This is a genomic window from Rhodopseudomonas sp. BR0M22 (genome assembly GCF_010907035.1).
Lineage (GTDB): Bacteria > Pseudomonadota > Alphaproteobacteria > Rhizobiales > Xanthobacteraceae > Rhodopseudomonas.
Map to the genome: position 1 here is coordinate 39,793 of NZ_QUMK01000014.1, position 24,744 is coordinate 64,536.

At 66.2% G+C, this 24,744-nt stretch carries 23 protein-coding genes and 1 tRNA gene; 15 read left to right on the forward strand and 9 right to left on the reverse strand.

Annotated elements, in window-relative coordinates; all coding sequences use genetic code 11:
• Positions 1 to 458: 458 nt before the first annotated feature.
• The 3 genes from DY468_RS06475 to trxC all read left to right on the forward strand — a co-directional run bounded on the left by DY468_RS06475 (position 459) and on the right by trxC (position 2,312).
• A complete protein-coding gene (locus DY468_RS06475; RefSeq protein WP_164603504.1) occupies positions 459 to 680 on the forward strand; it encodes a ChaB family protein in 222 nt (73 codons plus the stop codon).
• Between the two features lie 74 nt (positions 681 to 754).
• A complete protein-coding gene (locus DY468_RS06480; protein WP_164603505.1) occupies positions 755 to 1,738 on the forward strand; it encodes a zinc-dependent alcohol dehydrogenase family protein in 984 nt (327 codons plus the stop codon).
• Positions 1,739 to 1,874: 136 nt separating this feature from the next.
• Complete coding sequence (gene trxC, locus DY468_RS06485; protein WP_164603506.1) at positions 1,875 to 2,312, forward strand: thioredoxin TrxC; 438 nt, start codon at positions 1,875 to 1,877, stop codon at positions 2,310 to 2,312.
• Here trxC and DY468_RS06490 read toward each other — a convergent pair whose 3' ends face one another.
• Positions 2,313 to 2,798 carry an Lrp/AsnC family transcriptional regulator gene (locus DY468_RS06490; protein WP_164603507.1) on the reverse strand — a complete coding sequence of 162 codons (486 nt, stop codon included), beginning with the start codon at positions 2,796 to 2,798 and terminating at the stop codon, positions 2,313 to 2,315.
• Between the two features lie 108 nt (positions 2,799 to 2,906).
• On the opposite strand from DY468_RS06490, the gene megL reads away from it, so the two are divergent.
• Positions 2,907 to 4,112, forward strand: a complete 1,206-nt coding sequence (megL, locus tag DY468_RS06495; protein ID WP_164603508.1) for a methionine gamma-lyase — start codon at positions 2,907 to 2,909, stop codon at positions 4,110 to 4,112.
• 295 nt (positions 4,113 to 4,407) lie between these two features.
• Positions 4,408 to 6,882, forward strand: a complete 2,475-nt coding sequence (locus DY468_RS06500) for a sensor domain-containing protein (protein WP_246700906.1) — start codon at positions 4,408 to 4,410, stop codon at positions 6,880 to 6,882.
• 7 nt (positions 6,883 to 6,889) lie between these two features.
• Here the strand turns inward: DY468_RS06500 and DY468_RS06505 are convergent.
• Together DY468_RS06505 and DY468_RS06510 are read right to left on the reverse strand one after the other, a co-directional pair.
• A tRNA-Glu gene (locus DY468_RS06505) sits at positions 6,890 to 6,964 on the reverse strand.
• Positions 6,965 to 7,246: 282 nt separating this feature from the next.
• Positions 7,247 to 7,582 carry a hypothetical protein gene (locus DY468_RS06510; RefSeq protein WP_205512073.1) on the reverse strand — a complete coding sequence of 112 codons (336 nt, stop codon included), beginning with the start codon at positions 7,580 to 7,582 and terminating at the stop codon, positions 7,247 to 7,249.
• Between the two features lie 41 nt (positions 7,583 to 7,623).
• Here DY468_RS06510 and DY468_RS06515 point away from each other — a divergent pair, with 41 nt between their 5' ends.
• Positions 7,624 to 8,628 carry an RluA family pseudouridine synthase gene (locus tag DY468_RS06515; RefSeq protein ID WP_349644255.1) on the forward strand — a complete coding sequence of 335 codons (1,005 nt, stop codon included), beginning with the start codon at positions 7,624 to 7,626 and terminating at the stop codon, positions 8,626 to 8,628.
• Positions 8,629 to 8,848: 220 nt separating this feature from the next.
• Positions 8,849 to 9,748, forward strand: coding sequence for an RNA polymerase sigma factor RpoH (rpoH, locus tag DY468_RS06520; protein ID WP_164603512.1), 900 nt, complete (start codon positions 8,849 to 8,851; stop codon positions 9,746 to 9,748).
• Positions 9,749 to 9,850: 102 nt separating this feature from the next.
• Here the strand turns inward: rpoH and DY468_RS06525 are convergent, their stop codons facing one another.
• On the reverse strand, positions 9,851 to 10,213 hold the full coding sequence (locus DY468_RS06525) for a hypothetical protein (protein ID WP_164603514.1): 363 nt from the start codon (positions 10,211 to 10,213) through the stop codon (positions 9,851 to 9,853).
• A gap of 129 nt (positions 10,214 to 10,342) precedes the next feature.
• Positions 10,343 to 11,236 (reverse strand): MBL fold metallo-hydrolase, encoded by an 894-nt coding sequence (locus tag DY468_RS06530; protein WP_164603516.1) that lies wholly within the window; start codon positions 11,234 to 11,236, stop codon positions 10,343 to 10,345.
• A 93-nt stretch (positions 11,237 to 11,329) separates the two neighbouring features.
• Here DY468_RS06530 and DY468_RS06535 point away from each other — a divergent pair, with 93 nt between their 5' ends.
• Complete coding sequence (locus DY468_RS06535) at positions 11,330 to 12,133, forward strand: sulfite exporter TauE/SafE family protein (protein WP_164603518.1); 804 nt, start codon at positions 11,330 to 11,332, stop codon at positions 12,131 to 12,133.
• A 65-nt stretch (positions 12,134 to 12,198) separates the two neighbouring features.
• On the opposite strand, the gene bla is transcribed toward DY468_RS06535, so the two are convergent.
• Entirely contained in the window at positions 12,199 to 13,053 is an 855-nt protein-coding gene (bla, locus tag DY468_RS06540; RefSeq protein WP_502706214.1) for a class A beta-lactamase, read from the reverse strand.
• Positions 13,054 to 13,362: 309 nt separating this feature from the next.
• Between bla and DY468_RS06545 the strand changes: the two genes are divergently transcribed.
• Entirely contained in the window at positions 13,363 to 14,238 is an 876-nt protein-coding gene (locus DY468_RS06545; protein WP_164603522.1) for a hypothetical protein, read from the forward strand.
• A gap of 81 nt (positions 14,239 to 14,319) precedes the next feature.
• On the opposite strand, the gene DY468_RS06550 is transcribed toward DY468_RS06545, so the two are convergent.
• Both DY468_RS06550 and DY468_RS06555 read right to left on the reverse strand, forming a co-directional pair.
• The gene (locus tag DY468_RS06550) at positions 14,320 to 15,933 is read right to left on the reverse strand and encodes a phosphoenolpyruvate carboxykinase (protein ID WP_164603524.1); all 1,614 of its coding nucleotides are present in this window, start codon (positions 15,931 to 15,933) and stop codon (positions 14,320 to 14,322) included.
• A gap of 191 nt (positions 15,934 to 16,124) precedes the next feature.
• Positions 16,125 to 16,859, reverse strand: a complete 735-nt coding sequence (locus tag DY468_RS06555; protein ID WP_164603526.1) for a HugZ family pyridoxamine 5'-phosphate oxidase — start codon at positions 16,857 to 16,859, stop codon at positions 16,125 to 16,127.
• A 233-nt stretch (positions 16,860 to 17,092) separates the two neighbouring features.
• On the opposite strand from DY468_RS06555, the gene DY468_RS06560 reads away from it, so the two are divergent.
• From DY468_RS06560 to DY468_RS06580, 5 genes are all read left to right on the forward strand, one after another.
• Positions 17,093 to 17,794 carry a response regulator transcription factor gene (locus tag DY468_RS06560; protein WP_110787067.1) on the forward strand — a complete coding sequence of 234 codons (702 nt, stop codon included), beginning with the start codon at positions 17,093 to 17,095 and terminating at the stop codon, positions 17,792 to 17,794.
• 105 nt (positions 17,795 to 17,899) lie between these two features.
• Positions 17,900 to 19,702: a sensor histidine kinase gene (locus DY468_RS06565; protein WP_205512080.1), complete on the forward strand. Its 1,803-nt coding sequence runs from the start codon at positions 17,900 to 17,902 to the stop codon at positions 19,700 to 19,702.
• Entirely contained in the window at positions 19,699 to 20,166 is a 468-nt protein-coding gene (locus DY468_RS06570; RefSeq protein ID WP_164603528.1) for an HPr kinase/phosphorylase, read from the forward strand. Before DY468_RS06565 ends, DY468_RS06570 begins: the two co-directional genes overlap by 4 nt.
• 187 nt (positions 20,167 to 20,353) lie before the next feature.
• Positions 20,354 to 20,755 carry a PTS sugar transporter subunit IIA gene (locus tag DY468_RS06575; protein WP_011155923.1) on the forward strand — a complete coding sequence of 134 codons (402 nt, stop codon included), beginning with the start codon at positions 20,354 to 20,356 and terminating at the stop codon, positions 20,753 to 20,755.
• On the forward strand, positions 20,752 to 21,084 hold the full coding sequence (locus tag DY468_RS06580; protein ID WP_164603530.1) for an HPr family phosphocarrier protein: 333 nt from the start codon (positions 20,752 to 20,754) through the stop codon (positions 21,082 to 21,084). The genes DY468_RS06575 and DY468_RS06580 overlap by 4 nt, the downstream gene beginning before the upstream one ends.
• A gap of 43 nt (positions 21,085 to 21,127) precedes the next feature.
• On the opposite strand, the gene DY468_RS06585 is transcribed toward DY468_RS06580, so the two are convergent.
• A complete protein-coding gene (locus DY468_RS06585; protein WP_164603532.1) occupies positions 21,128 to 22,666 on the reverse strand; it encodes a glycosyltransferase family 39 protein in 1,539 nt (512 codons plus the stop codon).
• A 144-nt stretch (positions 22,667 to 22,810) separates the two neighbouring features.
• Between DY468_RS06585 and lepA the strand changes: the two genes are divergently transcribed.
• Positions 22,811 to 24,622: a translation elongation factor 4 gene (gene lepA, locus DY468_RS06590; RefSeq protein ID WP_164603534.1), complete on the forward strand. Its 1,812-nt coding sequence runs from the start codon at positions 22,811 to 22,813 to the stop codon at positions 24,620 to 24,622.
• The last annotated feature ends 122 nt before the right edge of the window (positions 24,623 to 24,744 follow it).

The following is a 24,744-nucleotide window of genomic DNA, read 5'->3' on the forward strand; positions in this document are numbered from 1 at the left end:
AGATCGGGCAATGCTGATCTTCCGCAAGGTCGATCATCGCTCGTTGCGCGCCGATCACCGGCGCGGAGCGGGGGTGGCCGGGCCGGCGCCGATCTGGAGCATGTTGTCGCTGCCGCGCAGCCGCAGACCTTCAACCCTCCAAGCGACGGTGAAGGCTGCGACATCGTCTGCCCGCCGGACATCGGCAGCAGCGCGTTTTCGTAGCGGAGATCGCGCCGACATCCGACGCTCCTCCATCAGCGCGCGCGGCACCGCGGACGAACGGCCGTCGAGGCCGCGCACGGTCCCGGAACGGCGACCGGTCCGCCATCCGACTGCGCGCGATGGTGTTCGGTGCGACGCGAGCCCGCCGCAATGGGATGCGAGCGTTGCGCAGGTCGCGGCTTCGGCGCGTGACATAACGGGCCATCGGCCGCCGCGGTCTCGGCGAACCGGCGGCACCAGCAGGGAGGGCACGCGTGCCTTACGCTTCCACCGACGATCTACCGCCGGGCCTGCAAGTGCGGCTGCCGCTGCATGCGCAGGAGATCTACATTGCCGCATTCAACAACGCCTTCGCCGAATACCAGGACCGTGGCGCGGAGGAGCAAGAGGCCACCGCGCATCGCGTCGCCTGGGCGGCGGTGAAGAAACTGTATCGCAAGCAAGGCGAAAACTGGGTGGCGCGCGAGCGGAGCTGATCCGCTCCGCTTTGATCGATCCGCGCGGCGCAATATAACCGAACGCATCCGATCTCCGACCCTGGAGGCCCGCGATGGATGCGATGGTGCTGACGGCGCCGGGTGCAGCGCTGCAATGGCAGTCACGCGACACGCCAAAGCCGGGTGACGGCGAGGTGCTGGTGACGGTGAGCGCCTGCGGCGTGTGCCGCACCGACCTGCACGTTCTCGACGGCGAATTACCGAACATTCGCTACCCGATTATTCCCGGCCACGAGATCGTCGGCCGCGTCGCTGCGGTCGGCGCCGGCGTCACCACCCACCGGATCGGCGACCGCGTCGGCATTCCCTGGCTGGGTCACACCTGCGGGGTGTGCCGCTATTGCCGAAGCGGCATGGAGAACCTGTGCGATTCGCCGCTGTTCACCGGCTACACCCGCGACGGCGGCTTTGCGACCCACGCCATCGCCGACGCGCGCTACGCATTTCCGCTCGGCGAGGTCGGCGATGACGTCGCGATCGCGCCGCTGCTGTGCGCCGGGCTGATCGGCTGGCGCTCGCTGGTGATCGCAGGCGATGCGGAGCGGCTCGGCATCTACGGCTTCGGCGCCGCAGGCCACATCGTGGCGCAGGTCGCGCGCTGGCAGGGCCGGCAGGTTTACGCCTTCACCCGCGGCGGCGATGGCGCCGCTCAGGACTTCGCCCGCAGCCTCGGCGCCGTGTGGGCCGGCGCCTCGGAGGAGCTGCCGCCGCAGCCGCTCGATGCTGCGATCATCTACGCGCCGGTCGGCAGCCTGGTGCCGGCGGCGCTGAAGGCAGTGCGCAAAGGCGGCCGCGTGGTGTGCGCCGGCATCCATATGAGCGACATCCCGAGCTTTCCGTATGACTTGCTGTGGGAGGAGCGCCAGCTGGTTTCCGTCGCCAATTTGACCCGGCAGGACGGTGTCGACTTCCTCGACGTCGCGGCGCGCGCCGGCATCAAGACCGAGACCCACGCCTTCCCGCTGCGCGAGGCTGGCGCCGTGCTCGGCAAGCTCCGCGCCGGCGAACTGCTCGGCGCCGCCGTGCTGGTGCCGTAGCAAAGTCTCGCCCCCGTCATTGCGTGCGCAGCGCAGCAATCCAGAGGCCGCGCAGCGTGACCTGGATTGCTTCGTCGCTTTGCTCCTCGCAATGACGCAGACGACCACTACATCTGTCGGCGAGGAGGATCCGACCATGTCCGATCATCTGGTGGTGTGCACGCATTGCGGCGGCGTCAACCGGCTGCCGGAGCAACGTCCGGCGCAGGACGGCAAATGCGGCAAGTGCGGCAATAAGCTGTTCGAAGGCCATCCCGCCGACGTCGGCGGCGATCTGTTCGACAAACAGGTATCGCGTAGCAGCGTGCCGGTGCTGGTCGATGTCTGGGCGCCGTGGTGCGGGCCGTGCCGGGCGATGGCGCCGGCCTATGAGCAGGCGGCGCGCGAGCTGGAGCCGCAAGTTCGGCTGATCAAGCTGAACTCCGACAACGAACAGCAGATCGCCGCCCGGCTCGGCATCCAGGGCATCCCGACCATGATCCTGTTCGACAACGGCCGCGAGCGCGCCCGCACCTCCGGCGCGATGCCGGCGGGCGAGATCGTGCGCTGGGTGCGGCAGCACCTGCCGGCGTGATCATGCCGCCGGCAGTGGCAGCGGTCCGCTGAGCTTGTAGCTGCGCATCGCGAACGAGGTGCGGATGTCCCGCACCGTCGGCAGCGCCAGTAAGCCGCGCAGCACGGTCGCCTCGTAGCTGGCGATATCCGGCACCACCACTTCGAGCAGGAAGTCGCTGTCGCCCGACACCAGATGGCAGGCGACCACTTCCTTCATGGTCTGCACCGCGGCGATGAAGCTCTCGGCATTGTCGCGGGAATGCCGCTCGACCCGAATGAAGGCGAACGCCGTCACCGCCAGGCCGACTGCGGTGCGATCGACCAGCGCCCGGTAGCTCGCCAGCACGCCGGCCTGCTCCAGCAGCTTGACCCGCCGCGAGCACGGCGACGGCGACAGCCCGACCTTTTCGGCCAGCACGATATTGGGAATCCGGGCATCGGCCTGTAGCTCGGCGAGGATCTTCAGGTCGGTCGCGTCCAAGGCAATTTTGGCAGAATTCTGCATATGTTGCGCAGCAAAATGATGAAGATTGCTAATTGCTACGCCTGAAGTGGCATGATTGGCAAGTTCGACGGCAGGTTTCGGGCCATACTGCGCGCAAAGGAGCCCGCCATGACCGAACCCACGCGCCCGCCCGGCTTTGCCACCACCGCGATCCACCACGGCTACGATCCGCTGGCGCATCACGGCGCCCTGAACCCGCCGCTGTTCCTGACCTCGACTTACGCCTTCGCCAGCGCCGCCGAGGGCGCGGCGCGGTTTGCCGGCGAGGCCGAGGGTTTTGTCTACAGCCGCGTCGGCAATCCGACCGTGGCGGTGCTGGAGAGCCGGCTGGCGGCGCTGGAGGGCGGTGAGGCCGCGCTCGCCACCTCGTCGGGGGTCGGCGCCCTGACGGCACTGATCTGGACACTGCTGAAGACCGGCGACCACATCGTCGCCGACCAGATGCTGTACGGCTGCACCTTCGGGCTGTTCGAACATCATCTGCCGCGGTTCGGCATTCAGGTGACCTTCGCGGACCTCACCGACCCGGCCAACCTGCAGGCGGCGCTCGCCGCCAATACCAGGCTGGTGTTCACCGAAACCCCGACCAATCCGAACATGCGGCTGGTCGATATCGCGGCGTGCGCGGACGTGTGCCGCCGCGCCGGTATCCGCCTCGTCGTCGACAACACGTACTGCACGCCTTACCTGCAACGCCCGCTCGATCTCGGCGCCGATCTCGTCACCCATTCGGCCACCAAGTATCTCGGCGGCCACGGCGATCTCCTCGCCGGCGCGGTGGTGGGGCCGAAGGCGATCATCGATCAGCTCCGCTTCACCGGCATCAAGGAACTGAACGGCGCCTGTATCTCGGCGTTTGACGCCTTCCTGATCCTGCGTGGCCTGAAGACGCTGAACCTTCGGATGGACCGCCACAGCGCCACGGCCGCAAAGCTCGCGCACGATCTCGAGGCGCATCCCGCGGTCGCCGCGGTGTACTACCCCGGCCTCGACAGCCATCCGCAGCGCAAGCTCGCACAGCAGCAGATGCGCGCCATGGGCGGCATGATCGCGCTCGAACTCAAAGGCGGACTGGAAGCCGGCCGCAACTTCATGGACCGGGTGAAGCTCGCGACCCGCGCGGTCAGTCTCGGCGACGCCGAAACGCTGATCCAGCACCCGGCCAGCATGACCCACGCGACCTACGATCCGGCCGAACGCGCGCGGCACGGATTCACCGACGGACTGATCCGGCTCTCGGTGGGGCTGGAGGACTATGAGGACTTACGTGAGGATTTGTTGGGAGCGCTGTCAGTTACGCGAAAGCCGACATGATCGGCGGAGACACGACTCGACCAATCCCAAACTGAGTGTGCAATTTTGATCTACACGCCCGGCCTTCGCCCGGTTCCCGCCTAGGTTCACGCAATTTACACCACGATGGTGAGCGCGCTGATCGAATCGACACTTGCCGCTCTGCGACCCAGCCGCATCATGTTACGACTGTATCATAGTGTGCATGGGTCTTCGGTGGGGAGAGATGACCGTTCGGGGGGCGTCATTGCGGCAGCGCTACCCACGAGAACCGCGGGGGTGGCATCAGGAGTGGTCGCTGCGTCGGGCGATGCGAATGGCTCGTGTCGCGTACTGGGAATCGTACAGCGCCGCCGCAACCGACTTCTGGATGTCGCCCGATTTCGCCGCCCTCTACGAGTTCGAGACGCCGAATGCGCCGGCTCCGCTGGCGGCGCCCCGCGACCGCGATCGGACCGATGACCGCGATGACTTGCAGGCGCATTACGCCGCATGCTGGGCGGAGGGGCGGCCCTTCGCGGTGGAGACGAAACTTCTCAAGTCCGACGGCAGTCAGTTCGATTGCGTCGTGCACGGCGAACCGGAGTTTGACGCAGACGGTCAGGTCCAGCGGGTGTTCGGCATTGTCCGCGACGTCACGCCGGAAACCTCTGCTCTTCGGCAACTTGCCGAGAGCGAACAGCGGCTGGCGGATTTCGTCGGCACCGCGTCGGATTGGTGCTGGGAGAGCGGCCCCGACCATCGGCTGCTGCCGCATCCGGATTCAATCGACGGCAATGCGGCCCTGCAGACCGTCGCGTCCGGCGGGAAGGCGCGTTGGGAGCTGTCCTGCGCGCCCGAAGACGAAGGCGCCATGGCGCTGCACAGGGCCGACATGGAAGCCCATCGCGCCTTCCGCGACTTCGTCTACACCTCGATCGGGGATGATGGCTCGCGGATCAGTATCAGCACCAGCGGCAAGCCTATCTTTGCCGATAACGGAACCTTCCTGGGCTATCGCGGCACGGCGAGTGACATCACCCAGCTCGAGGTCGCCCGCACCTTGCTCGACCAGCGCACGCGCGCGCTGGAAGAAGCCCATCGGCTCGGCAAGATCGGAACCTGGCATCACCGGCTGGACACCGGCCGAACTGTCTGGTCGCCCGACCTTTATCAGCTTCTCGGCTTGGAGCCGGACGCCTTCGAACCGACCTACGAAAACACGACGTCCTATTTTCTGGGCGACGATGCTCAACGTCTTCTGAAGCTGCAGGACCGGGTCCTGCGCACCAGCAAGACCGAAGCCACCGACATCCAAGTCCTGCACACCGACGGCGCGCCGCGCGATCTGGCGATCATCTGCAAGGCCGAGATCGCGAACGGACAGATCGTCGGCCTGGTCGGGACCGCCCAAGACGTCACCGAGCGCAAGGAGGCCGAGCGCCGGCTCGAGCGGCTCGCCTATACCGACCCTCTGACGGGACTCGCCAATCGGGCGCTGTTCAAGCGCAGGCTCGCCGAGCTTTTCGAGGCGCCCCTCTCGGAACACGGACACACCGCGCTGTATCTGATCGACCTTGATCGCTTCAAGGAGGTCAACGATTCGCTGGGGCACTCCACCGGCGACAGCCTGCTGATCCATGTCGCCGGCGTGTTGCGGCGGGAGCTGGACCCGCAGGCCTTCATCGCCCGGATCGGCGGCGACGAATTTGCGGTGCTGACACACAGTCCGAATCCATCTGGCGAAGCGCCGATCGCCCTGGCTGACCGCTTGATCGCAAGACTATCAGTCCCGGTCGAACTCACCGAAGGCGAGGCCTGCATTGGCGCCACCATCGGCATCGCGCTGTTACCAGAACATGGAGCGACGGCCGAGAAGGCGTCGCGCAATGCCGACCTGGCGCTCTATATGGCCAAGGAGGCCGGACGCGGCCGGGCTCAGCTGTTCGAGCCGATGTACGCCGAGGCGGTCGACCAGAAGCTCGACCTCGGCCGGCGCCTGCGCCACGCCGTCGACAGCGGCGGCCTCGAGACGCACTACCAGCCACAGATCGATCTCAAGACCGGCCGCGTGATCGGTTTCGAGGCGCTGCTGCGGTGGAGCCACCCCGAACGCGGGCCGATTTCGCCATCGGAGTTCATTCCGATCGCGGAAAGCACCGGCCTGATCGTCGATCTCGGCCATTGGGTGCTGCGCGACGCCTGCAGGCAGATGCGCGACTGGCTGGACGCCGGACTGCCGGCCAGGTCCATCTCGGTGAATGTCTCACCGGCGCAGATCTGGAACGGCGATTTCGAGAAAGTCGTCGCCACGGTGCTGGCCGACACCGGTCTGCCGCCGGAGCTGCTGTGCCTGGAGCTGACCGAGAATCTGTTCGTCGATCATACCAAGCAGAAGGTCAGCACGACGCTCGCGGCGCTGTCGAAGCTCGGCATCCAGCTCGCGCTCGACGATTTCGGCTCCGGCTATTCGTCGCTCGGCTATCTGACGCGCCTGCCGTTCAACCGCCTGAAGATCGACCGCAGCTTCGTCGACGGCATCGCCACCGCGCCAGAGAAGCGCAAACTGCTCGGCGGCATCATCGCGCTGTCGCACGGCCTCGGCATGAGCGTGGTCGCTGAAGGCGCCGAGTTGCAGGCCGAAGTCGACCTGCTCGCCGCATTCGACTGCGACTTCGTCCAGGGCTACGCGTTCTCACGGCCGGTCGCGGCGGATCAGGCGGCGGTGGTGGCGGCGGGGATCGAGCGGGAAGCCGAACGCGGCCGTGAGCGCTGGAACGCGCGTCACGAGGGCAGGTGCTCGGATATTTGAACGAGACTGGCGCTCCCTAGGGGAATCGAACCCCTGTTTCAGCCTTGAGAGGGCCGCGTCCTAACCGCTAGACGAAGGGAGCGTGAGGGCCGCACCAATAGCCGCGAAACCGCGCCGCCGCAAGATCGGGGGCGGTCTTTTCCGAAATCCGTCATGCCCGGGCTCGACCCGGGCATCCATCCTTAAAGAATGGTCGCGCCTGTGGCCGTGGATGGCCGGGCCTTCACCGCGCCGAAGCGGTTTCGTCCGCGCAGGCGGGTCGAGCCCGGCCATGACGACGGTAGGTGGGGCAGGGCATCGATCTACAGGCAAGGCGCTCGTCTTCAAGACGGCCGACGGGGCCGAACGAACGACGCCCCGTCGCCTACGGTTCAGTCGCGAAGGTCAGGCGGCCGGTCGGTTTCAGCGTCTTGGCGTCGAAGGTGCGCAGTTCGGTGGCGCCGCCGATGTCGAGGGTGACGACCACATAGTCGCCGGCGGAGGCGGTCGAGACCACGCGGGCGCCCTTCGGCAGCCGCAGGGTGTGCTCGGTGGCGGCCGGCGCGCTTCCCTCGGCGCGGAAAAGCCTATAGCCGATGGCGATCAACACCGCGGCCACCGCCAGCGTCGTGGTCAGGCCCGCGATCAGCATCATCCGCCGAACCCGCGCAAACAGTGCGGCCTGCTCTGGGGTGGGTTCGGGCGTGGCGGTGTCGGTCATGCGAATCTCTGCTGAAGGCGGCTATTTTGGAAGGTACAATCGTGGCCGAAACGCCGGAAAATCCCGTGAATGTGGTGGTGGCCGGCGACGAGGGCTCGCCGCGGCTCGACCGCGTGCTGGCGGCGCGCTGCCCCGAGCTGTCGCGGTCGCGGCTGAAGGCGCTGATCCTCGACGGCCGGGTGACGATCGCCGGCAACCCGGTCCGCGACCCCGCTTATCACGCCTCCCCGGGCGAGACGATCACAATCGACGTGCCGCCGCCGGTGCCGGCCGAGCCGGCCGGCGAGGCGATCGCGCTCGATATCGTCCATGAGGACGACGACATCATCGTGCTCGACAAGCCGCGCGGGCTGGTGGTCCACCCGGCGGCCGGCCACGAGACCGGAACCCTGGTCAACGCCCTGATCGCGCATTGCGGTGCGTCGCTGTCCGGGATCGGCGGGGTGCGGCGGCCGGGGATCGTGCACCGGCTGGACAAAGATACCACCGGCCTGATGGTCGCGGCCAAGAACGACAAGGCGCATCAGTCCTTGAGCGCGCAATTCGCCGACCACGGTCGCACCGGGGAACTGCGCCGCGGCTACCTCGCCTTCGTCTGGGGGGTGCCGGGCCGCAAATACGGCACCATCGACGCCCCGATCGACCGCCACCCGCATGCGCGGGAGAAGATGGCGGTGCGCCAGGGCGGCCGCGAGGCGATCACCCATTGGGAGGTGCTGGAAAGCTTTGCCGGCAAGGACGGCAAGCCGGTCGCGGCGCTGATCGCCTGCCAGCTCGAGACCGGGCGGACGCATCAGATCAGGGTCCATCTGGCGCATCTCGGCCATCCGCTGATGGGCGACGATGTCTATGGGCCGCACTTCAAGACCAAGGCGAACCAGCTCGCCCCGGCGGCGCGAGCCGCGCTGGCTGAGCTCGGGCGGCAGGCGCTGCACGCGTATTTGTTGACGCTGGAGCACCCGTCGAGCGGCGAGGTACTGACCTGGGAATCACCCCTGCCGGCCGATCTGGCCCGTCTTCAGGCCGCCTTGATCGCGACGGAATGACGCGGCGAAGTCAGAAAACATAAATCATTGCAGCGCGTTGTTGCGGCGTAACAACGACGTGACAAGACCGTAACTAAACTTGCGCGACTAACCTATTGTATATTGCAGGTGCGTTGGATGAGCCAACGCGGAACATCGCAGGCCGGTCGGCTTTGACACAGCGGTCTGCCTGCCTGGCCGCCCGCTATCGGGGGCCTGAAACCCAATTGGAGGGCGCTGAATGGCCCGTGCTGCTACGCTCCCGATTCTCAACGGAGAATCCGGCCTTGCTCGTTACCTTGCGGAAATCCGCAAGTTTCCGATGCTCGAGCCCGAGCAAGAGTACATGCTCGCCAAGCGCTGGCGCGAACACGGTGATCGCGACGCGGCGCATCAACTCGTCACCAGCCACCTTCGCCTCGTCGCCAAGATCGCGATGGGCTATCGCGGCTATGGCCTGCCGATCTCCGAAGTCGTCTCCGAAGGCAACGTCGGCCTGATGCAGGCGGTGAAGCGGTTCGAGCCCGAGAAGGGCTTCCGCCTCGCCACCTACGCGATGTGGTGGATCAAGGCGTCGATTCAAGAGTACATCCTGCGTTCGTGGTCACTCGTGAAGATGGGTACCACCGCGAACCAGAAGAAGCTGTTCTTCAACCTGCGCAAGGCGAAGAGCAAGATCTCGGCGCTGGACGAGGGCGATCTGCATCCCGACCAGGTCAAGCTGATCGCGAGCCGCCTCGGCGTCACCGAGCAGGACGTGGTCGACATGAACCGCCGCCTCGGCGGCGACGCCTCGCTCAACGCGCCGATCCGTGACGACGGCGAGCCGGGCGAATGGCAGGACTGGCTGGTCGATCAGTCGCCGAGCCAGGAAGCCGTGATGGCCGAGCACGAAGAGCTCGACCAGCGCCGGGCCGCGCTGAATGGCGCGATCCAGGTGCTCAACCCGCGCGAACGGCGGATCTTCGAGGCCCGCCGCCTCGCCGACGAGCCGATGACGCTGGAAGACCTCGCCGCCGAGTTCGGCGTGTCGCGCGAGCGCGTGCGCCAGATCGAGGTGCGGGCGTTCGAGAAGGTGCAGAGCGCCGTCAAGGGCACGATCGCCCGGCAGGAACAGGCGACTCTGGAAGCCGTGCACTAATCACGGCGCGCCGCGCTATCAACGACAAAACCCCGCCGGGTCCGGCGGGGTTTTTTGTTGCTCGATGATGCGCGGGCGTCATCGGCGGGGCTGCGCTTCGTCTCAGCTCCGCGTGGCGGTGCCCTTGAGCAGGCTGACCTGATTGGTGACCGGATCGGTCACCGCGGTGCGGATCGAGGCGCTGCCGTTGTTGCCGAGCGTGAACTTGGTGTCGCCGACGCGGAACGAGTTGTCCTTGATCAGAACGTTCTGGTACTTGAGCGTGCCTTCGCTCTGATACTTCACCTGGGCGCGAAAGCCCTGGACGTTCGACACCGTGATGGCGAACTTCTTGGTGTTCGAATAGGTCCCGCTCCAGGTGCCCTTGTAGGCCTCGGGATCGACGTTCTTATACGGCGTTCGCGACGGATTGAGCAGACCCGCCTGACTGTAGCCGGTCGCGATCGCGCTCAGGATGTCGCCCATCGTGCTCTCCGTGCCATGGGACATTCGACGCCCGGACTCCACACCGCTTCGGGTTAACGCAGCGTTAAGAATTGGCGGCAGCAGCGCGGGCGCATTGCCGCAGCGCCGGCGATCGGCACCGACCGGGCCTCAGTTCACGGCGTTTTCTGCGCCGGCGCGCGGGCGCACCGGCAGCAGCAGATAGTGCACGCCGTTCTGCTCCGCCTTCGGAAAGCGGCCGGCGCGGATGTTGACCTGGATCGACGGCAGCAGCAGCGTCGGCGCCTTCAGGGTCGCGTCCCGCTTGGTCCGCATCGCGACGAACTCGTCCTCGGTGACGCCGCCGCGCAGATGCACGTTGCCGTCGCGCTGCGCCTGAACGGTGGTCTCCCAGACATAGGTGTCGCGGCCCGGCGCCTTGTAGTCGTGGCACATGAACAGCCGGGTCTGCGGCGGCAGCGCCAACAGCTTCTGGATCGAGCGATAGAGCTGGTGGGCGTCGCCGCCCGGGAAGTCGGCCCGCGCCGTGCCGTAGTCAGGCATGAACAGCGTGTCACCGACGAACACCGCATCGGCGATACGATAGGCGATATCGGCCGGCGTATGCCCCGGCGTGTGCATCACGTCGACCTCGAGGCCGCCGATCGTGAACCGCTCGCCGTCCGTGAACAGATGATCGAAATCGCTGCCGTCGGTGCGCAGATCGTCGGCGTTGAACAGCGGGCGGAAGATCTTCTGCACGTCCTTGATGTGCTCGCCGATCCCGATCTTGGCGCCGGTCTTCGCCTTGATGTAGGGCGCCCCGGAGAGGTGGTCGGCATGAGCGTGGGTCTCGAGCACCCAGTCGATCGTCAGCCCGGCATCGCGGGCGGCGGCCAGGATGGTCTCGACCGAGCGGATATCGACCGACCCGTCGCGGTGGTCGAAGTCCAGCACCGGATCGATCACCGCGGCACGGCCGCTCGCAGGATCGGACACCAGATAGCTGACCGTGTTGGTCGGCTCGTCGAAGAAGGCACGGATGGCCGGTGAGGGGCTGGTCACGAGCGATTGTCCTGATCCGGTAGAATGACTATTGCGCGCGAGTCACATTTATTAGCATATTCTATATGCGCAAGCGCTCATTCATAGAATTTCATGCTGCCGAATATCGTCACCTCTGACATCGTCACGGTCGCCTGCGGCGGCCTGGTCGGCTTCATCCTGGCGCTGATCGGCGGCGGCGGCTCGGTGCTGGCGGTGCCGCTGCTGGTCTACGTAGTCGGGGTGCGCTCGCCGCACATGGCGATCGGCACCTCGTCGATCGCGGTGGCGATCAGCGCGCTCGCCAACATGCTGTCGCATTGGGCCGCCGGCAATGTGCGCTGGGCCTGCGCGATCGTGTTTTCGGCGGCGGGAATCGGCGGCGCGTTCGCGGGCGCCACCATCGCCAAGCAGATCGACGGCCAGAAGCTGCTGATCCTGTTCGGGCTGCTGATGATCGTGATCGGCACGCTGATGTCGCGCAAGCGCAGCGGCGGCGGCGATCCGTTGGTGAGGCTGACGCTGGCCAACGCCAAGGCGATGCTGCCGCGGCTGATCGGCACCGGGTTCGGCGTCGGACTGCTCGCCGGGTTCTTCGGCATCGGCGGCGGCTTCCTGATCGTGCCGGGCCTGATCCTCGCCACCGGAATGCCGCTGACCTCGGCGATCGGCACCTCGCTGGTCGCCGTGGTGGCGTTCGGAGCCTCGACGGCGACCAGCTACGCGCTGTCCGGACTGATCGACTGGCGGCTCGCCGGCACCTTCATCGGCGGCGGCCTGCTCGGCGGCCTGATCGGCATCGGCACCGGCAAGCTGATCGGCGGCCACGACAAGGTGCTGCGCAGCGTGTTTTCCGTCGTGGTGATCGCGGTCGGCCTGTACGTCTGCTATCGCGGCGCGATGTACTTCCTGGGATAGCGCGGGGCGGACGAGGCCGTCCAAGAACACCGCGTCCTCATGTCGAGGAGCCCGGCAGAGCTGTTCTATTTGGCGAACGCCCGCACGACTTCGGCGCCGACATCGGCGATGATTTTGTTCTGCTGATCGCGCGCTACCGTTGCGCCGGTGAGATACACGGTGACGATCAGCGGCGCGCGCTGCGGCGGCCATATCACCGCAACGTCATTAGCGGTGCCGCGATCGCCGGTGCCGGTCTTGTCGCCGACGGTCCAGCCCGTCGGCACGCCGGCGCGCAAGCGCGTGCCGCCCGTGGTGTTGGCTTTCAGCCAAGTGATCAGTTGCGCGCGCGACGCGGGCGACAACGCATCGCCGAGCGTGAGCGCGCGCAGATCCTGCGCCATCGCCCGCGGCGACGTAGTGTCGCGCGGATCGCCCGGCAGGGCTTCGTTGAGTTCGGTTTCGATGCGGTCGAGCCGCGTGGTGTCGTCGCCGAGCGAGCGGGCAAACGTGGTGAGACCGGCCGGACCGCCGAAGCTCGCCAGCAACAGATTGCCGGCTGTGTTGTCGCTCAACGTGATCGCGGCCTCGCACAGCTCGGCGATCGTCATGCCGCCCTCGACGTGTTTCTCGGTCGCCGGCGAATAGGTGACGAGGTCGGATTTCGCGTAGCTGACCCGGCGGTCGAGGCTTTCCTGCTTGCGGTCGACCCGCGCCAGCACCAGACCGGCTGCCAGCACCTTGAAGGTGCTGCACATCGGAAACCGCTCGTCGAGACGATGACCGATCGTGCGACCGCTTGCGGTGTCGAGCACACCGACGCCCAGCCGGCCGCCGCTTTCGGCTTCGAGCCGCGCGCATGGTTCGGACAATGCCTCGGCTGCCAGCGCGGCAGAGCCGCTGAACAAGCCCAATCCGGCGGCGCCCGCCGCCGCCTTCATCAATTCACGCCGATCGATCATGTATCACCTGCTAAGCGACATTGGCTGCCGTCTATCGAGAGCAAACAAGGCGGTGTTGCGGCCGCCTGGCTATCCATCGCGACAATCGGGCGCACGCCGTCGGCCGGTCTGCGACAGTGCGCCTCAGGCCACCGCCGAGTGTCTGCAACAGCACTGTCATGCAGCCCCGGTAATTCGCAGCCGATGTCTCGTCATCGACCGCCCGATGCCGATCGAACGTCGCGCCCGATCGGGGCCGCGCCGGCGCGATCGCATCGTCCCCGTTCCAATCCCGCGAAGGGCCAACTCATGCGCAACACTCTGCTGACTTCGATTACTTCCGCGCTACTCGCCGTGGCGATGTCTGCCGGCGTCGCCGCTGCCGCCGACGGCACGATCGACAACAGCGCGTTGTCGAACTCCGAATTCCGCGATCACGCCCGCACCTTCGGCCTGGTCTACACGCTGCCGCAGAACGTCAACGACGTGCTCGACAACACCATCCGCGGCCCGCTGAAGGAAAAGCTGCTCAACGCCAAGCTCGACACCGAAGCCCAGATGTTCAACATCCCGCACGTCACCGTGGTGCACGTCCACAACGCCGATCCGGCGACACCGGAGAAGATGCTGGCGGCGATGCCGAAACTGCCGCCGGTGCTCACCGTCAAACTGAAGACGTTCTACACCACCGAAGCCGCCAAGGGCGCCGGCCGGCCGTGGTGGTTCGACCTCGGCCTGGTCAAGGAAGGCAAGAGCTTCGACGACATGATGGCGTTCAACACCACCGCCACCGCGGCGCTGACGCCGCTGCGCGACGGCCCGCTGCCGCGCTGCACCGGCCCGGTCTATGCGGCGATGGGCGACGCCGCCAAGGATCTGGTCCGCACCGTCGGCGTCAGCGGTGTCAACGTCGTCAAGGACGGCAAGGAGCTGCGCTCGCACAACCCGCACACCACGCTGGTCTACAGCATGGCCAAGTTCACGCCGGAACTGCAGGCGCAGATGAATCAGGCCGCCAAGGAGTTCAACCAGATCCTCCCGGACGGCATCGACGCCACCTTCAAGACCGTGTCGATCGTCGAGCTCGGCTTCGCCGGCAACGTGCTGCGCGAAGTCTATCGGATCAGCCTCGAAGACGGCGCGGTGACGACCGTCGCCACCGGCAAGACCGCGTCGCTGAAGTAATCGCCGCCTCCGCGCGCAGCCAATGAGAAAGGGGCGGCCTCGCGAGGCCGCCCCTTGTATTTCGATCGATCGTCGGCGCGCTTATTCGGCGGCCATCTTGACGTCCGGCGCGGCGGCGCGGACTTCGGCGTCGACCTGCGCTTCGAACTTGGCGAAGTTCTTCTGGAACATGCCGACCAGCTTGCGCGCGGTGGTGTCGAACGCCGCCTTGTCGGCCCAGGTCTTCACCGGATCGAGGATCTCGCTCGGCACGCCGTGCAGCGAGGTCGGGACCGCGAAGCCGAAATACGGATCGGTGCGGAATTCGACGTTACGCAGGCTGCCGTCGAGCGCCGCGGTCAGCAGCGCGCGGGTGACCTTGATCGGCATGCGATGGCCGGTGCCGTAGATGCCGCCGGTCCAGCCGGTGTTGACCAGCCAGCAGTCGACATTGTGCTTGGCGATCAGCTCGCGCAGCATGTTGCCGTACACCGACGGATCGCGCGGCAGGAACGGCGAGCCGAAGCAGGTCGAGAATTCCGGGGTCGGCTCGGTGACGCCGCGCTCGGTGCCGGCGACCTTGGCGGTGTAGCCCGACAGGAAGTGATACATCGCCTGCGCCGGGGTCAGCTTGGCGATCGGCGGCATCACGCCGAAGGCGTCGGCGGCGAGCATCACCACGTTCTTCGGCTGGCCGGCGCGGCCGGTCAGCGAGGCGTTCGGGATCGACTCGAGCGGATAGGCCGAGCGGGTGTTCTCGGTCTTGGAGCCGTCGTCGAAGTCCGGCTTGCGATCGATGTCGCCGAGCACGACGTTCTCGAGCACGGCGCCGAAGCGGGTCGAGGCGGCGTAGATTTCCGGCTCGTTCTCGGCCGACAGCTTGATGCACTTGGCGTAGCAGCCGCCTTCGAAGTTGAAGACGCCGTCCTTGCCCCAGCCGTGCTCGTCGTCGCCGATCAGCGTGCGGTTCGGATCGGCCGACAGCGTGGTCTTGCCGGTGCCGGACAGGCCGAAGAAGATCGCGGTGTCGCCGTTCGGGCCGACGTTGGCCGAGCAGTGCATCGGCAGCACGCCCTTCTCGGGCAGGTAGTAGTTCAGCGTGGTGAACACGCTCTTCTTCATTTCACCGGCGTACTGAGTGCCGCCGATCAGCACGATCTTCCGGGCGAAGTCGATCGCGACGACGTTTTCGGAGCGGCAGCCATGGCGCTTCGGATCAGCGCGGAAGCTCGGCAAATCGATCAGCGTCAGCTCGGGAACGAAGTTCTCCAGCTCGGCGCGCTCGGGACGGCGCAGCAGCGTGCGGATGAACAGCGAGTGCCAGGCGAGCTCAGTGTAAACGCGGGTCTTGATGCGGAAGGTCGGATCGGCGCCGCCGTACAGGTCCTGCGCGAACAGGCTCATGCCTTCGGCGTGCTTGAGAAAGTCCTGATACAGCGTCTCGAACTGCTCGGCCGTGATCGACTGATTACCACCCCACCACATGGTGTTTTCGGTGGTGGCGTCGCGGACCGTGAACTTGTCCTTCGGGCTGCGGCCGGTGAATACGCCGGTGTCCGCGACCAGCGCGCCGTCCGACGACAGCACCGCTTCGCCGTTCTTCAGCGCGTGCTCGTAGAGCTGAGGTGCACCGAAGTTCCAGTACACGCCTGTGAGATTTTTGAGGCCGAATTTGTCGGCGCCGTAGGCACCGTTATGCACGCCCGTCTCTTGCACGAATAGATCCTCCTGAGGAATCCGCGTTGTCTCGATCGCGCGATTGCCGCCAACGCGCATCACCGGCCGCGGTAAACAACATTATATACCTGCCGGCTCTGGTGGGGCGACTGAATAGTGGCGAACGAGGGCTTTGCCAACCCGGCCGGCATTATTTCGTTTACCGCCATGCGACATTGCGCTGGCTCAAGTCATTCCGTTTTGCGGGCAATGTCAGCCATGCGTTTCAGCATGTCCCGCAATGCAACAGGGGTTTCCACGCGTTCTGGAAATTCGAGCCTCAGCGTCGAACGTTCGCATTGCAGATCGAGACCTTCGGGGTCGATCCCGGTGCAGCGCCAGTCGGCTTCGGCAGCGCCGAGTAGCTGCGTCGCATAGAGATTCATCGTAGCGGGATGATCGGCGTTGATGTGCGCGACCGCGGACGCCTCGGCCTCCAGCAGCGCGTCGGCGGCGCGCAAGTCGGTCAAGTAACGATCGGGCGCGAGGTCGAGAATTCGTCCAAACCCGGCCACCAGATGCAGTCCCGATGTCTCGATCTTGAACAGCGAGAAATCGGTGAAGTCGATGTAGCCCTCGGCGGCCGGATGCGCCGCGAGGTAGCGCCGCCGCCACAGCGGGAGCTGCTCCGGGGACGCCGGAACGGCGGTGCCGAGCAGCATGATCCGCGCCCCCTCCAGGGGATCGCCCGCGGCGCGCTCGTCGAGCATCAGCGAGACCCGTGGATCGGCCAGGACGTTGCGGGTGTGGATCGCCAGCCGCGAAATCAGCAGCAGCGGCGAGCCGTCGGGGTGGCTCGCCAGATTGACCAGCGAGCAATACGGCGCCCCACCGTCCTCCATCAGGGTCGCCAGCGCCCCTTCCCGGCGCCGGCGAAGCAGTGACTTGGCGAGCTTGGGGGCGCTGAAATCAGGGGTCGGCTGCATCGAAGACCTGTCGATTGGGGTTCAGTTCCTGCCAAGGATTGGCATCCCGGGCCCTTTGCAGCCCGAAAAAGCGGCATATATCAGGGCCGGCTTGGCCCGATCGCGCTAATTCGGAACCGGCCACATTTCAGCCCAGCTTGCATTGCTCGTTGACTGTGCTTTCTGGGCCACCTCACAGCGCGGATCGCCGAATCGTTTCGCTGTCTCGCCACGCCGTTTCGGAAAGAAGCTTCATGCCTACAATCGCTTTGGTCGACGACGACCGCAACATTCTGACTTCGGTCTCGATCGCGCTGGAAGCCGAAGGCTACCGGATCATGACCTACACCGACGGCGCCTCGGCGCTCGACGGCTTCCGGACCACGCCGCCCGACCTCGCCATCCTCGACATCAAGATGCCGCGGATGGACGGCATGGAGACGCTGCGCCGGCTGCGCCAGAAATCCGACCTGCCGGTGATCTTCCTCACCTCCAAGGACGAGGAGATCGACGAGCTGTTCGGCCTGAAGATGGGCGCCGACGATTTCATCCGCAAACCGTTCTCGCAGCGGCTGCTGGTGGAGCGCGTCAAAGCGGTACTGCGGCGTTCGGCGCCGAAGGACCCCGCCGCCGCCCCGAAGGAAAACGACGCCAAGGCGCTCGACCGCGGTCCGCTGCGGATGGACCCGGAGCGCCATACCTGCACCTGGAAGAACGAGCCGGTGACCCTCACCGTCACCGAATTCCTGATCCTGCAGGCGCTGGCGACCCGGCCCGGCGTGGTGAAGAGCCGCAACGCGCTGATGGACGCCGCCTACGACGATCAGGTCTATGTCGACGACCGCACCATCGACAGCCACATCAAACGGCTGCGCAAGAAGTTCAAGGCGGTCGACGACGAGTTCGAAATGATCGAGACGCTGTACGGCGTCGGCTATCGGTTCAAGGAAGTCTGATCCGGTCGGCTCGCCACCGGCGCTGCGGCTGACGATATGGCCGCATTGCGCTACACTCCGCGACGCGCGCCATGCGCGTGTCGGCAACCATCGGGCTGATGGCCATTGCTAGATCGCACCTCGCCTGATTCAGATGCCCGCGACACCGAGGACGGGTCCTCGGGGCGCGAGGAGGCTGCTGCGCGTGGCGGCCGCTGGCCGCGCCCGCTCGACTGGGTGCGCCGCACCGGCCAGTTCTTCTTCACCCTCAGCTTCTCGAGCCTGACGCGGCGAATCCTGTCGCTCAATCTCGCCGGCCTGCTCGCGCTGTCGACCAGCATTCTGTACCTGTCGCAGTTCCGCGCCGGCCTGATCGACGCCCGCGCCCAGAGCCTGTTGGTGCAGGCCGAAATCATCGCCGGCGCCATCGCGGCCTCGGCAACGGTCGAAACCAACACCATCACCGTCGATCCCGACCGGCTGCTCGACCTCAAGCCCGGCGAGAGCTACGGCCCGCCCGACGAATATGCGGTGCTGGATTTTCCGATCAATCCGGAGCGCGTCGCGCCGGTGCTGCGGCGGCTGATCTCGCCGACCAAGACCCGCGCCCGGATCTACGACCGCGACGGCGTGCTGATCCTCGACAGCCGCAGCCTGTACGGCCGCGGCGACGTGATGCGGTTCGAGCTGCCGCCGCCCACCGCCGAGAAGCCCGGCATCGTCGAGCGGGCGATGATCGCTGTCCGCACCTGGCTCAATCGCGGCGACCTGCCGCTGTATCGCGAGCTGGGGCCGGAGAACGGCAACGGCTATCAGGAAGTCGCGCAGTCGCTCAAAGGCCAGAAGAGCAGCATGGTGCGCATCAACGACCGCGGCGAGGTGATCGTCTCGGTGGCGGTGCCGGTGCAGCGCTTCCGAGCGATCTACGGCTCGCTGATGCTGTCGACGCAAGGCGACGACATCGACCAGATGGTGACCGCCGAGCGGCTTGCGATCCTGAAGATCTTCGGCCTCGCCGCGGTGGTGATGTTCGTGCTGTCGGTGCTGCTGGCCTCGACCATCGCCGGCCCGGTGCGCCGGCTCGCCGATGCCGCCGAGCGGGTCCGCCGCCGCATCCGCGCCCGCGTCGAGATCCCCGACTTCACCAAGCGCCGTGACGAGATCGGGCACCTGTCGGGCGCGCTGCGCGACATGACGGATTCGCTCTACAACCGGATCGAGGCGATCGAACGCTTCGCCGCCGACGTCAGCCACGAGCTGAAGAATCCGCTGACGTCGCTGCGATCGGCGGTGGAGACGCTGCCTTTGGCCAAGACCGACAACAGCCGGGGCCGCCTGCTCAGCGTGATCGAACACGACGTCAAACGGCTGGACCGGCTGATTTCGGACATTTCCGACGCCAGCCGGCTCGACGCCGAGCTGCAGCGCCAGGATGCCGCGCAGGTCGATCTGCGCCGGCTGCTGACGACGCTGACGCTGGTCGCCAACGAGACCCGGCTCGGCGACAACGCGCTGGTCGAGGTCAAATTCGACGGCCCGGCCGCCGATCAGTTCACGGTGCCCGGCCATGATTCCCGCCTCGGCCAGGTGATTTCCAATCTTTTGTCGAATGCGCAGTCGTTCTCGCGCGAAGGCGGCAAGGTCAGGATTCTGTGCCGCCGCCGCAAAACCGAGATCGAGATCATCGTCGAGGACGAAGGCCCCGGCATCCGCGACGACGCCTTCGAGAAGATCTTCGAGCGCTTCTACACCGACCGGCCGCACCAGGGTTTCGGCCAGAATTCGGGTCTCGGTCTGTCGATCTCCAAGCAGATCGTCGAAGCCCATGGCGGCAAGATCTGGGCCGAGAACCGCGCCGGTCCGCGCGCTGAGGACGGCGAGCCCACCGTGGCCGGCGCCCGTTTCATCGTCCGGCTGCCGGCGACATGACCGAGCAGGCGTCGCGCACCGTCCATGCCACCGCCGTCAAGGTCGGCGACCGCGCGGTGGTGATTCGCGGCCCCTCGGGCTCCGGCAAGTCCCGGCTCGCCTGGGCGCTGATCCTGGCCGGCCGCACCGGCCAGATTCCGGCGGCGGAGCTGATCGGCGACGACCGTGTGTTTGTGGAGCCGGAGCAGGGACGGTTGGTGGTGCGGCAGGTGCCGGAGCTCGCAGGGATGATCGAGATCCGCGGTCTCGGACTGCGACGAACGGCTTCGGCCGTGGCCGCAGAGGCCGGTCTCGTGGTCGACCTCGGGGCCCCCGACGCATCGCGGATGCCGGAGGCGGCGGCGCTCAGGGTCGAAATCAGCGGCGTCCAATTGCCGCGGATCCCGGTTGCCGCCGGATACGAACCACTACCCTTGGTAGTAGCAGCGCTGACGACAACCTGTGCCGCTGACGAGGACACTTGATTAGGGGCTGGTTGGCAGAGATTTGGTAACTATATCAGCCACACAATCGTCACTGTACGGCCCCGCCGCAGCTCCTCAGTGCCTTGCCTTCGACGGAGAATCGCGAAGACCCCCTTGCATAGGGGCTCTGGATGGTCAAAGTGACCGGTTCGCGCGGTGCACCAAAGGCACCCGCGAGGAGTTTCCGATGATTGGTCTGGTACTTGTGACCCACGGGCGCCTCGCCGACGAGTTCAAGGCGGCGCTGGAACATGTGATGGGGCCACAACAACAAATCGAAGCCGTCACGATTGGCGCCGAAGACGACGCCGATCTGTGCCGCAGCGACATCATCGAGGCGGTCAACCGCGTCGATAGTGGAGAGGGCGTCGCGATCCTGACCGACATGTTCGGCGGCACGCCGTCCAACCTGGCGATTTCCTGCATGAGCCGGCCGAAAGTCGAAGTGCTCGCGGGCATTAATTTGCCCATGCTGGTGAAGCTCGCCAAGGTCCGCGAGGAGCGCTCGCTGCCCGAGGCAATTGCGCTGGCCCAGGAGGCCGGGCGCAAATACGTCACCATCGCCAGTCGGGTATTGGCCGGTAAATGACCATCGACGCGCCTCAGCCCGGTTCCGGACCGGACCATGCCTCCGGCGCTTCCGGCGATAAGATTTCGCGTGAGATTCCCGTGATCAATAAGCGCGGCCTGCATGCGCGGGCCTCGGCCAAGTTCGTGCAGATGGCCGAGCGCTTCAACGCCGAGGTCTGGGTCACCCGCAACGGCGAGACGGTCGGCGGCACCTCGATCATGGGCCTGATGATGCTGGCAGCCGGGATCGGCACCACCGTGACGGTCTCGGCCAGCGGCCCCGAAGCGCGCCAGGCGCTGGATGCGATCACCGAGCTGATGGGCTCGAAGTTCGGCGAAGAAGAATAGCCGGCGGCCTCGCGGATCGCCGTCCGGCTGTCTCGCGCTTTGGTTATTGCGCGCTCGCTCCCGTCGGCAGCACCAGGAAGAACACGTCGCTGACCCGCCCGCCGGCCTGCCCGAACAGCGGCCGGCTGAGCCACACCTTGCCGCGCAGGATCTGCGGCTGGCCGGCGACGATCTGCTCGGCGGTCGCGATACAGCCCTTGTCCTCGGCCGGGCATACCAAGATGGCGCCGTGTGCCACGGCCCGCTGCTTCAGCGTGGCGAGGTCCGCGGTCTCGAAGCCCAGCGTGTCGGTGCGCAGATAGAACGCCGTATTCTCAGCCAGCACGGTTTCCCCGGCCACCAGCGGCACCGGCTGGTCGCTGTGCCGGCGCCATTCGCGGTCGACATGGTCGGCGAGCAGCGAGGCATATTCGAATGGTCCCGGCGGATCGTTCAAATGGATCACCAGCGCCACCACCGGCGACAGCGCCAGCGAACCGAGCGACACCGCAGACGCCACGATCAGCCCGCGCCGCACCGCCTCGCGCCCCACCACGATCAGCGGCGAGGCCAGCAGCACGACCGGCAGCAGCGTGTAGGCCGGCATCGCCCACAGCGGCACGATGCGAATGCCGGTCGCCAACGCCACCGGCATCGGCGCGGCGATCAGCAGCGCCTGGATCAGCAGGATGGTGCGCCGTTCAGATCCGCCCGGCCACGCGATGTCGGCGAGCGCCGCACGCGACGGCCGCAGCACCACCGCCGCCGTGATCAGCGCCGCCGCCGCGTAGGCGATGGCACCGGGCAGATAGGTCAGCGTATCCCGCAAATTGTCGCCGACGCCGGCCGATTCGTGCGCGGCCGCATAGCTGAAGGTCGGAAAATCATGCGCGGCCAGCCACCAGACATGCGGGCCCAGCACCAGGCCGCCGCACAGGATCATCAGCCACGGCGCCGGTGAGGCGAAGAACCGGCCGCGCCGCGGATCGATCAGCGCCGCCAGCCCCAGCGCGACGATCAGCACGATCGACCAGTATTTTCCCAGCATCGAGGCGCCGGCGAACGCCCCCGCAAGCGCCCCCCACAGCCCCGCACGACTTTCCAGCGCCCGCAAGAAGCAATGAATGGTGAGCGCCCACAGCGGCAGCAGCACCGCATTGGCGTTGTATTTCAGTGCGATGAAGTTGAAGAACGGGATCAGCGTCAGCAGCGCCAGCCCGAACAGCGACTTCTCGGCGTCCATGTAGCGCCGCATCGTCCGCCAGGCGATGTACAGCGTCAGCGCGATATTGGCGGTTGCCAGCAGATGGACCGACAGGTCCGACGGCGGAACCAGCGTGAACCAGACCCGCGCCACCCAGGCCGAGAACGGCGGATGCTTGTCGGTGCCGAGCGCCAGATGCCGTGACCAGCCGTACAGCTCGGTCTCGTCGGCGTGCAGATCGCGCGGCCAGGTGGCGATGATTCGGTACGCGGTCCAGATCGCCATATAGGCGAGCAGCGTCCAGACGACGGTAAGCTCCTGCCGCTTGGGATCGAGCAGGGCATCGAGCCAGCGCGTCAGCGGAGCGAACGGGCGGCGGGGGGTAGAAGGAGAGGACATCCGGGCCCTGGGCTTGAGGCGTCGCGCGGCGGACATCATCCGCTTCCGCCGGTCGCGTCAAGCGCGGCAAAACCAGCGGTTTTTCGGGAGCTTGCAGCTTCCGTTCGCCTTGCCGGGCCACAGGCGCGATGCTATCTGGCCGGCATGACCACCGCTCCCATCGACAACATCCGCAACTTTTCCATCGTCGCGCACATCGACCATGGCAAGTCGACGCTCGCCGACCGCCTGATCCAGATCACCGGCGGCATGTCCGACCGTGAAATGGCCGGCAAGGAGCAGGTGCTCGATTCGATGGACATCGAGCGCGAGCGCGGCATCACCATCAAGGCGCAGACCGTGCGCCTGAAATACCGAGCCAAGGACGGCAAGGACTACATCTTCAATCTGATGGACACCCCCGGCCACGTCGACTTCGCCTACGAGGTGTCGCGGTCGCTCGCCGCCTGCGAGGGTTCGCTGCTGGTGGTCGACGCCAGCCAGGGCGTCGAGGCGCAGACGCTCGCCAACGTCTATCACGCGCTCGACGCCGGCCACGAGATCGTGCCGGTGCTCAACAAGGTCGATTTGCCGGCCGCCGAGCCGGAGAAGATCAAGCAGCAGATCGAGGACGTGATCGGGCTGGACGCCTCCGACGCGGTGATGATCTCGGCCAAGACCGGCCTCGGCGTGCCGGACGTGCTGGAGGCGATCGTCACCCGGCTGCCGCCGCCGAAGGGCGACCGCGAAGCGACCCTGAAGGCGCTGCTGGTCGATAGCTGGTACGATGTCTATCTCGGCGTCGTGGTGCTGGTGCGCGTGGTCGACGGCGTGCTCAAGAAGGGCCAGCGGATCCGGATGATGGGCACCGGCGCCGCTTACGACGTCGAGCGGGTCGGCTTCTTCACGCCCAAGATGGTCAATGTCGATGAGCTTGGGCCCGGCGAGGTCGGCTTCATCACCGCGGCCATCAAGGAAGTCGCCGACACCCGGGTCGGCGATACCATCACCGACGACAAGAAGCCGATCACCGACATGCTGCCGGGCTTCAAGCCGGCGATTCCGGTGGTGTTCTGCGGCTTGTTCCCGGTCGACGCCGACGACTTCGAAACGCTGCGCGCCGCGATGGGCAAGCTGCGGCTCAACGACGCCAGCTTCTCGTTCGAGATGGAGACCTCCGCGGCGCTCGGCTTCGGCTTCCGCTGCGGCTTCCTCGGTCTGTTGCACCTGGAGATCATCCAGGAGCGCCTGTCCCGCGAGTTCGATCTCGACCTGATCGCAACCGCGCCGAGCGTGATCTACAAGATGACGCTGACCGACGGCACCGAACTCGAGATCCACAACCCGGTCGACATGCCGGACGTGGTCAAGATCGCCGAAATCCAGGAGCCGTGGATCGAAGCCACCATCATGACGCCGGACGAATATCTCGGCAGCGTGCTGAAGCTGTGCCAGGACCGCCGCGGCAATCAGAAAGAGCTGACCTACGTCGGCGCCCGCGCGATGGTGAAGTACGACCTGCCGCTCAACGAAGTGGTGTTCGACTTCTACGATCGGCTCAAGAGCGTGTCGAAGGGCTACGCGTCGTTCGACTATCATCTCACCGACTACAAGCCGGCCGATCTCGTGAAGATGCAGATCCTGGTCAACGCCGAGCCGGTCGACGCGCTGTCGATGCTGGTGCACCGGACCCGCGCCGAAGGCCGCGGCCGCGCCATGGTCGAGAAGATGAAAGAGCTGATCCCGCCGCACATGTTCCAGATCCCGATCCAGGCGGCGATCGGCGGCAAGGTGATCGCCCGCGAAACCGTCCGCGCGCTGCGCAAGGACGTCACCGCCAAATGCTACGGCGGCGACATCACCCGCAAACGCAAGCTGCTCGAGAAGCAGAAGGAAGGCAAAAAGCGGATGCGCCAGTTCGGCAAGGTCGACATCCCGCAGGAAGCGTTCATCGCGGCGCTGAAGGTGGATGGGTGAGGTATTTTAGCACCGACAACTGAGACTTACCGTAAAGATAGCGCCGGCAAATATTGGGGAAGTTCGTTATCTGTTCTTGATTGCATATTTCGACTCGGCCAGCTTTTGGGTTGCAATTACTT

What these genes read in the sequence shown, in the direction of transcription:
- DY468_RS06480 (WP_164603505.1), top strand. Translation starts at nt 755, where the DNA reads ATGGATGCGATGGTGCTGACGGCGCCGGGTGCAGCGCTGCAATGGCAG.
- trxC (WP_164603506.1), top strand. Translation starts at nt 1,875, where the DNA reads ATGTCCGATCATCTGGTGGTGTGCACGCATTGCGGCGGCGTCAACCGG.
- DY468_RS06490 (WP_164603507.1), bottom strand. Translation starts at nt 2,798, where the DNA reads ATGCAGAATTCTGCCAAAATTGCCTTGGACGCGACCGACCTGAAGATC.
- megL (WP_164603508.1), top strand. Translation starts at nt 2,907, where the DNA reads ATGACCGAACCCACGCGCCCGCCCGGCTTTGCCACCACCGCGATCCAC.
- DY468_RS06500 (WP_246700906.1), top strand. Translation starts at nt 4,408, where the DNA reads ATGGCTCGTGTCGCGTACTGGGAATCGTACAGCGCCGCCGCAACCGAC.
- DY468_RS06510 (WP_205512073.1), bottom strand. Translation starts at nt 7,582, where the DNA reads ATGACCGACACCGCCACGCCCGAACCCACCCCAGAGCAGGCCGCACTG.
- rpoH (WP_164603512.1), top strand. Translation starts at nt 8,849, where the DNA reads ATGGCCCGTGCTGCTACGCTCCCGATTCTCAACGGAGAATCCGGCCTT.
- DY468_RS06525 (WP_164603514.1), bottom strand. Translation starts at nt 10,213, where the DNA reads ATGGGCGACATCCTGAGCGCGATCGCGACCGGCTACAGTCAGGCGGGT.
- DY468_RS06535 (WP_164603518.1), top strand. Translation starts at nt 11,330, where the DNA reads ATGCTGCCGAATATCGTCACCTCTGACATCGTCACGGTCGCCTGCGGC.
- bla (WP_502706214.1), bottom strand. Translation starts at nt 13,053, where the DNA reads ATGAAGGCGGCGGCGGGCGCCGCCGGATTGGGCTTGTTCAGCGGCTCT.
- DY468_RS06545 (WP_164603522.1), top strand. Translation starts at nt 13,363, where the DNA reads ATGCGCAACACTCTGCTGACTTCGATTACTTCCGCGCTACTCGCCGTG.
- DY468_RS06555 (WP_164603526.1), bottom strand. Translation starts at nt 16,859, where the DNA reads ATGCAGCCGACCCCTGATTTCAGCGCCCCCAAGCTCGCCAAGTCACTG.
- DY468_RS06560 (WP_110787067.1), top strand. Translation starts at nt 17,093, where the DNA reads ATGCCTACAATCGCTTTGGTCGACGACGACCGCAACATTCTGACTTCG.
- DY468_RS06570 (WP_164603528.1), top strand. Translation starts at nt 19,699, where the DNA reads ATGACCGAGCAGGCGTCGCGCACCGTCCATGCCACCGCCGTCAAGGTC.
- DY468_RS06575 (WP_011155923.1), top strand. Translation starts at nt 20,354, where the DNA reads ATGATTGGTCTGGTACTTGTGACCCACGGGCGCCTCGCCGACGAGTTC.
- DY468_RS06580 (WP_164603530.1), top strand. Translation starts at nt 20,752, where the DNA reads ATGACCATCGACGCGCCTCAGCCCGGTTCCGGACCGGACCATGCCTCC.
- DY468_RS06585 (WP_164603532.1), bottom strand. Translation starts at nt 22,666, where the DNA reads ATGTCCTCTCCTTCTACCCCCCGCCGCCCGTTCGCTCCGCTGACGCGC.
- lepA (WP_164603534.1), top strand. Translation starts at nt 22,811, where the DNA reads ATGACCACCGCTCCCATCGACAACATCCGCAACTTTTCCATCGTCGCG.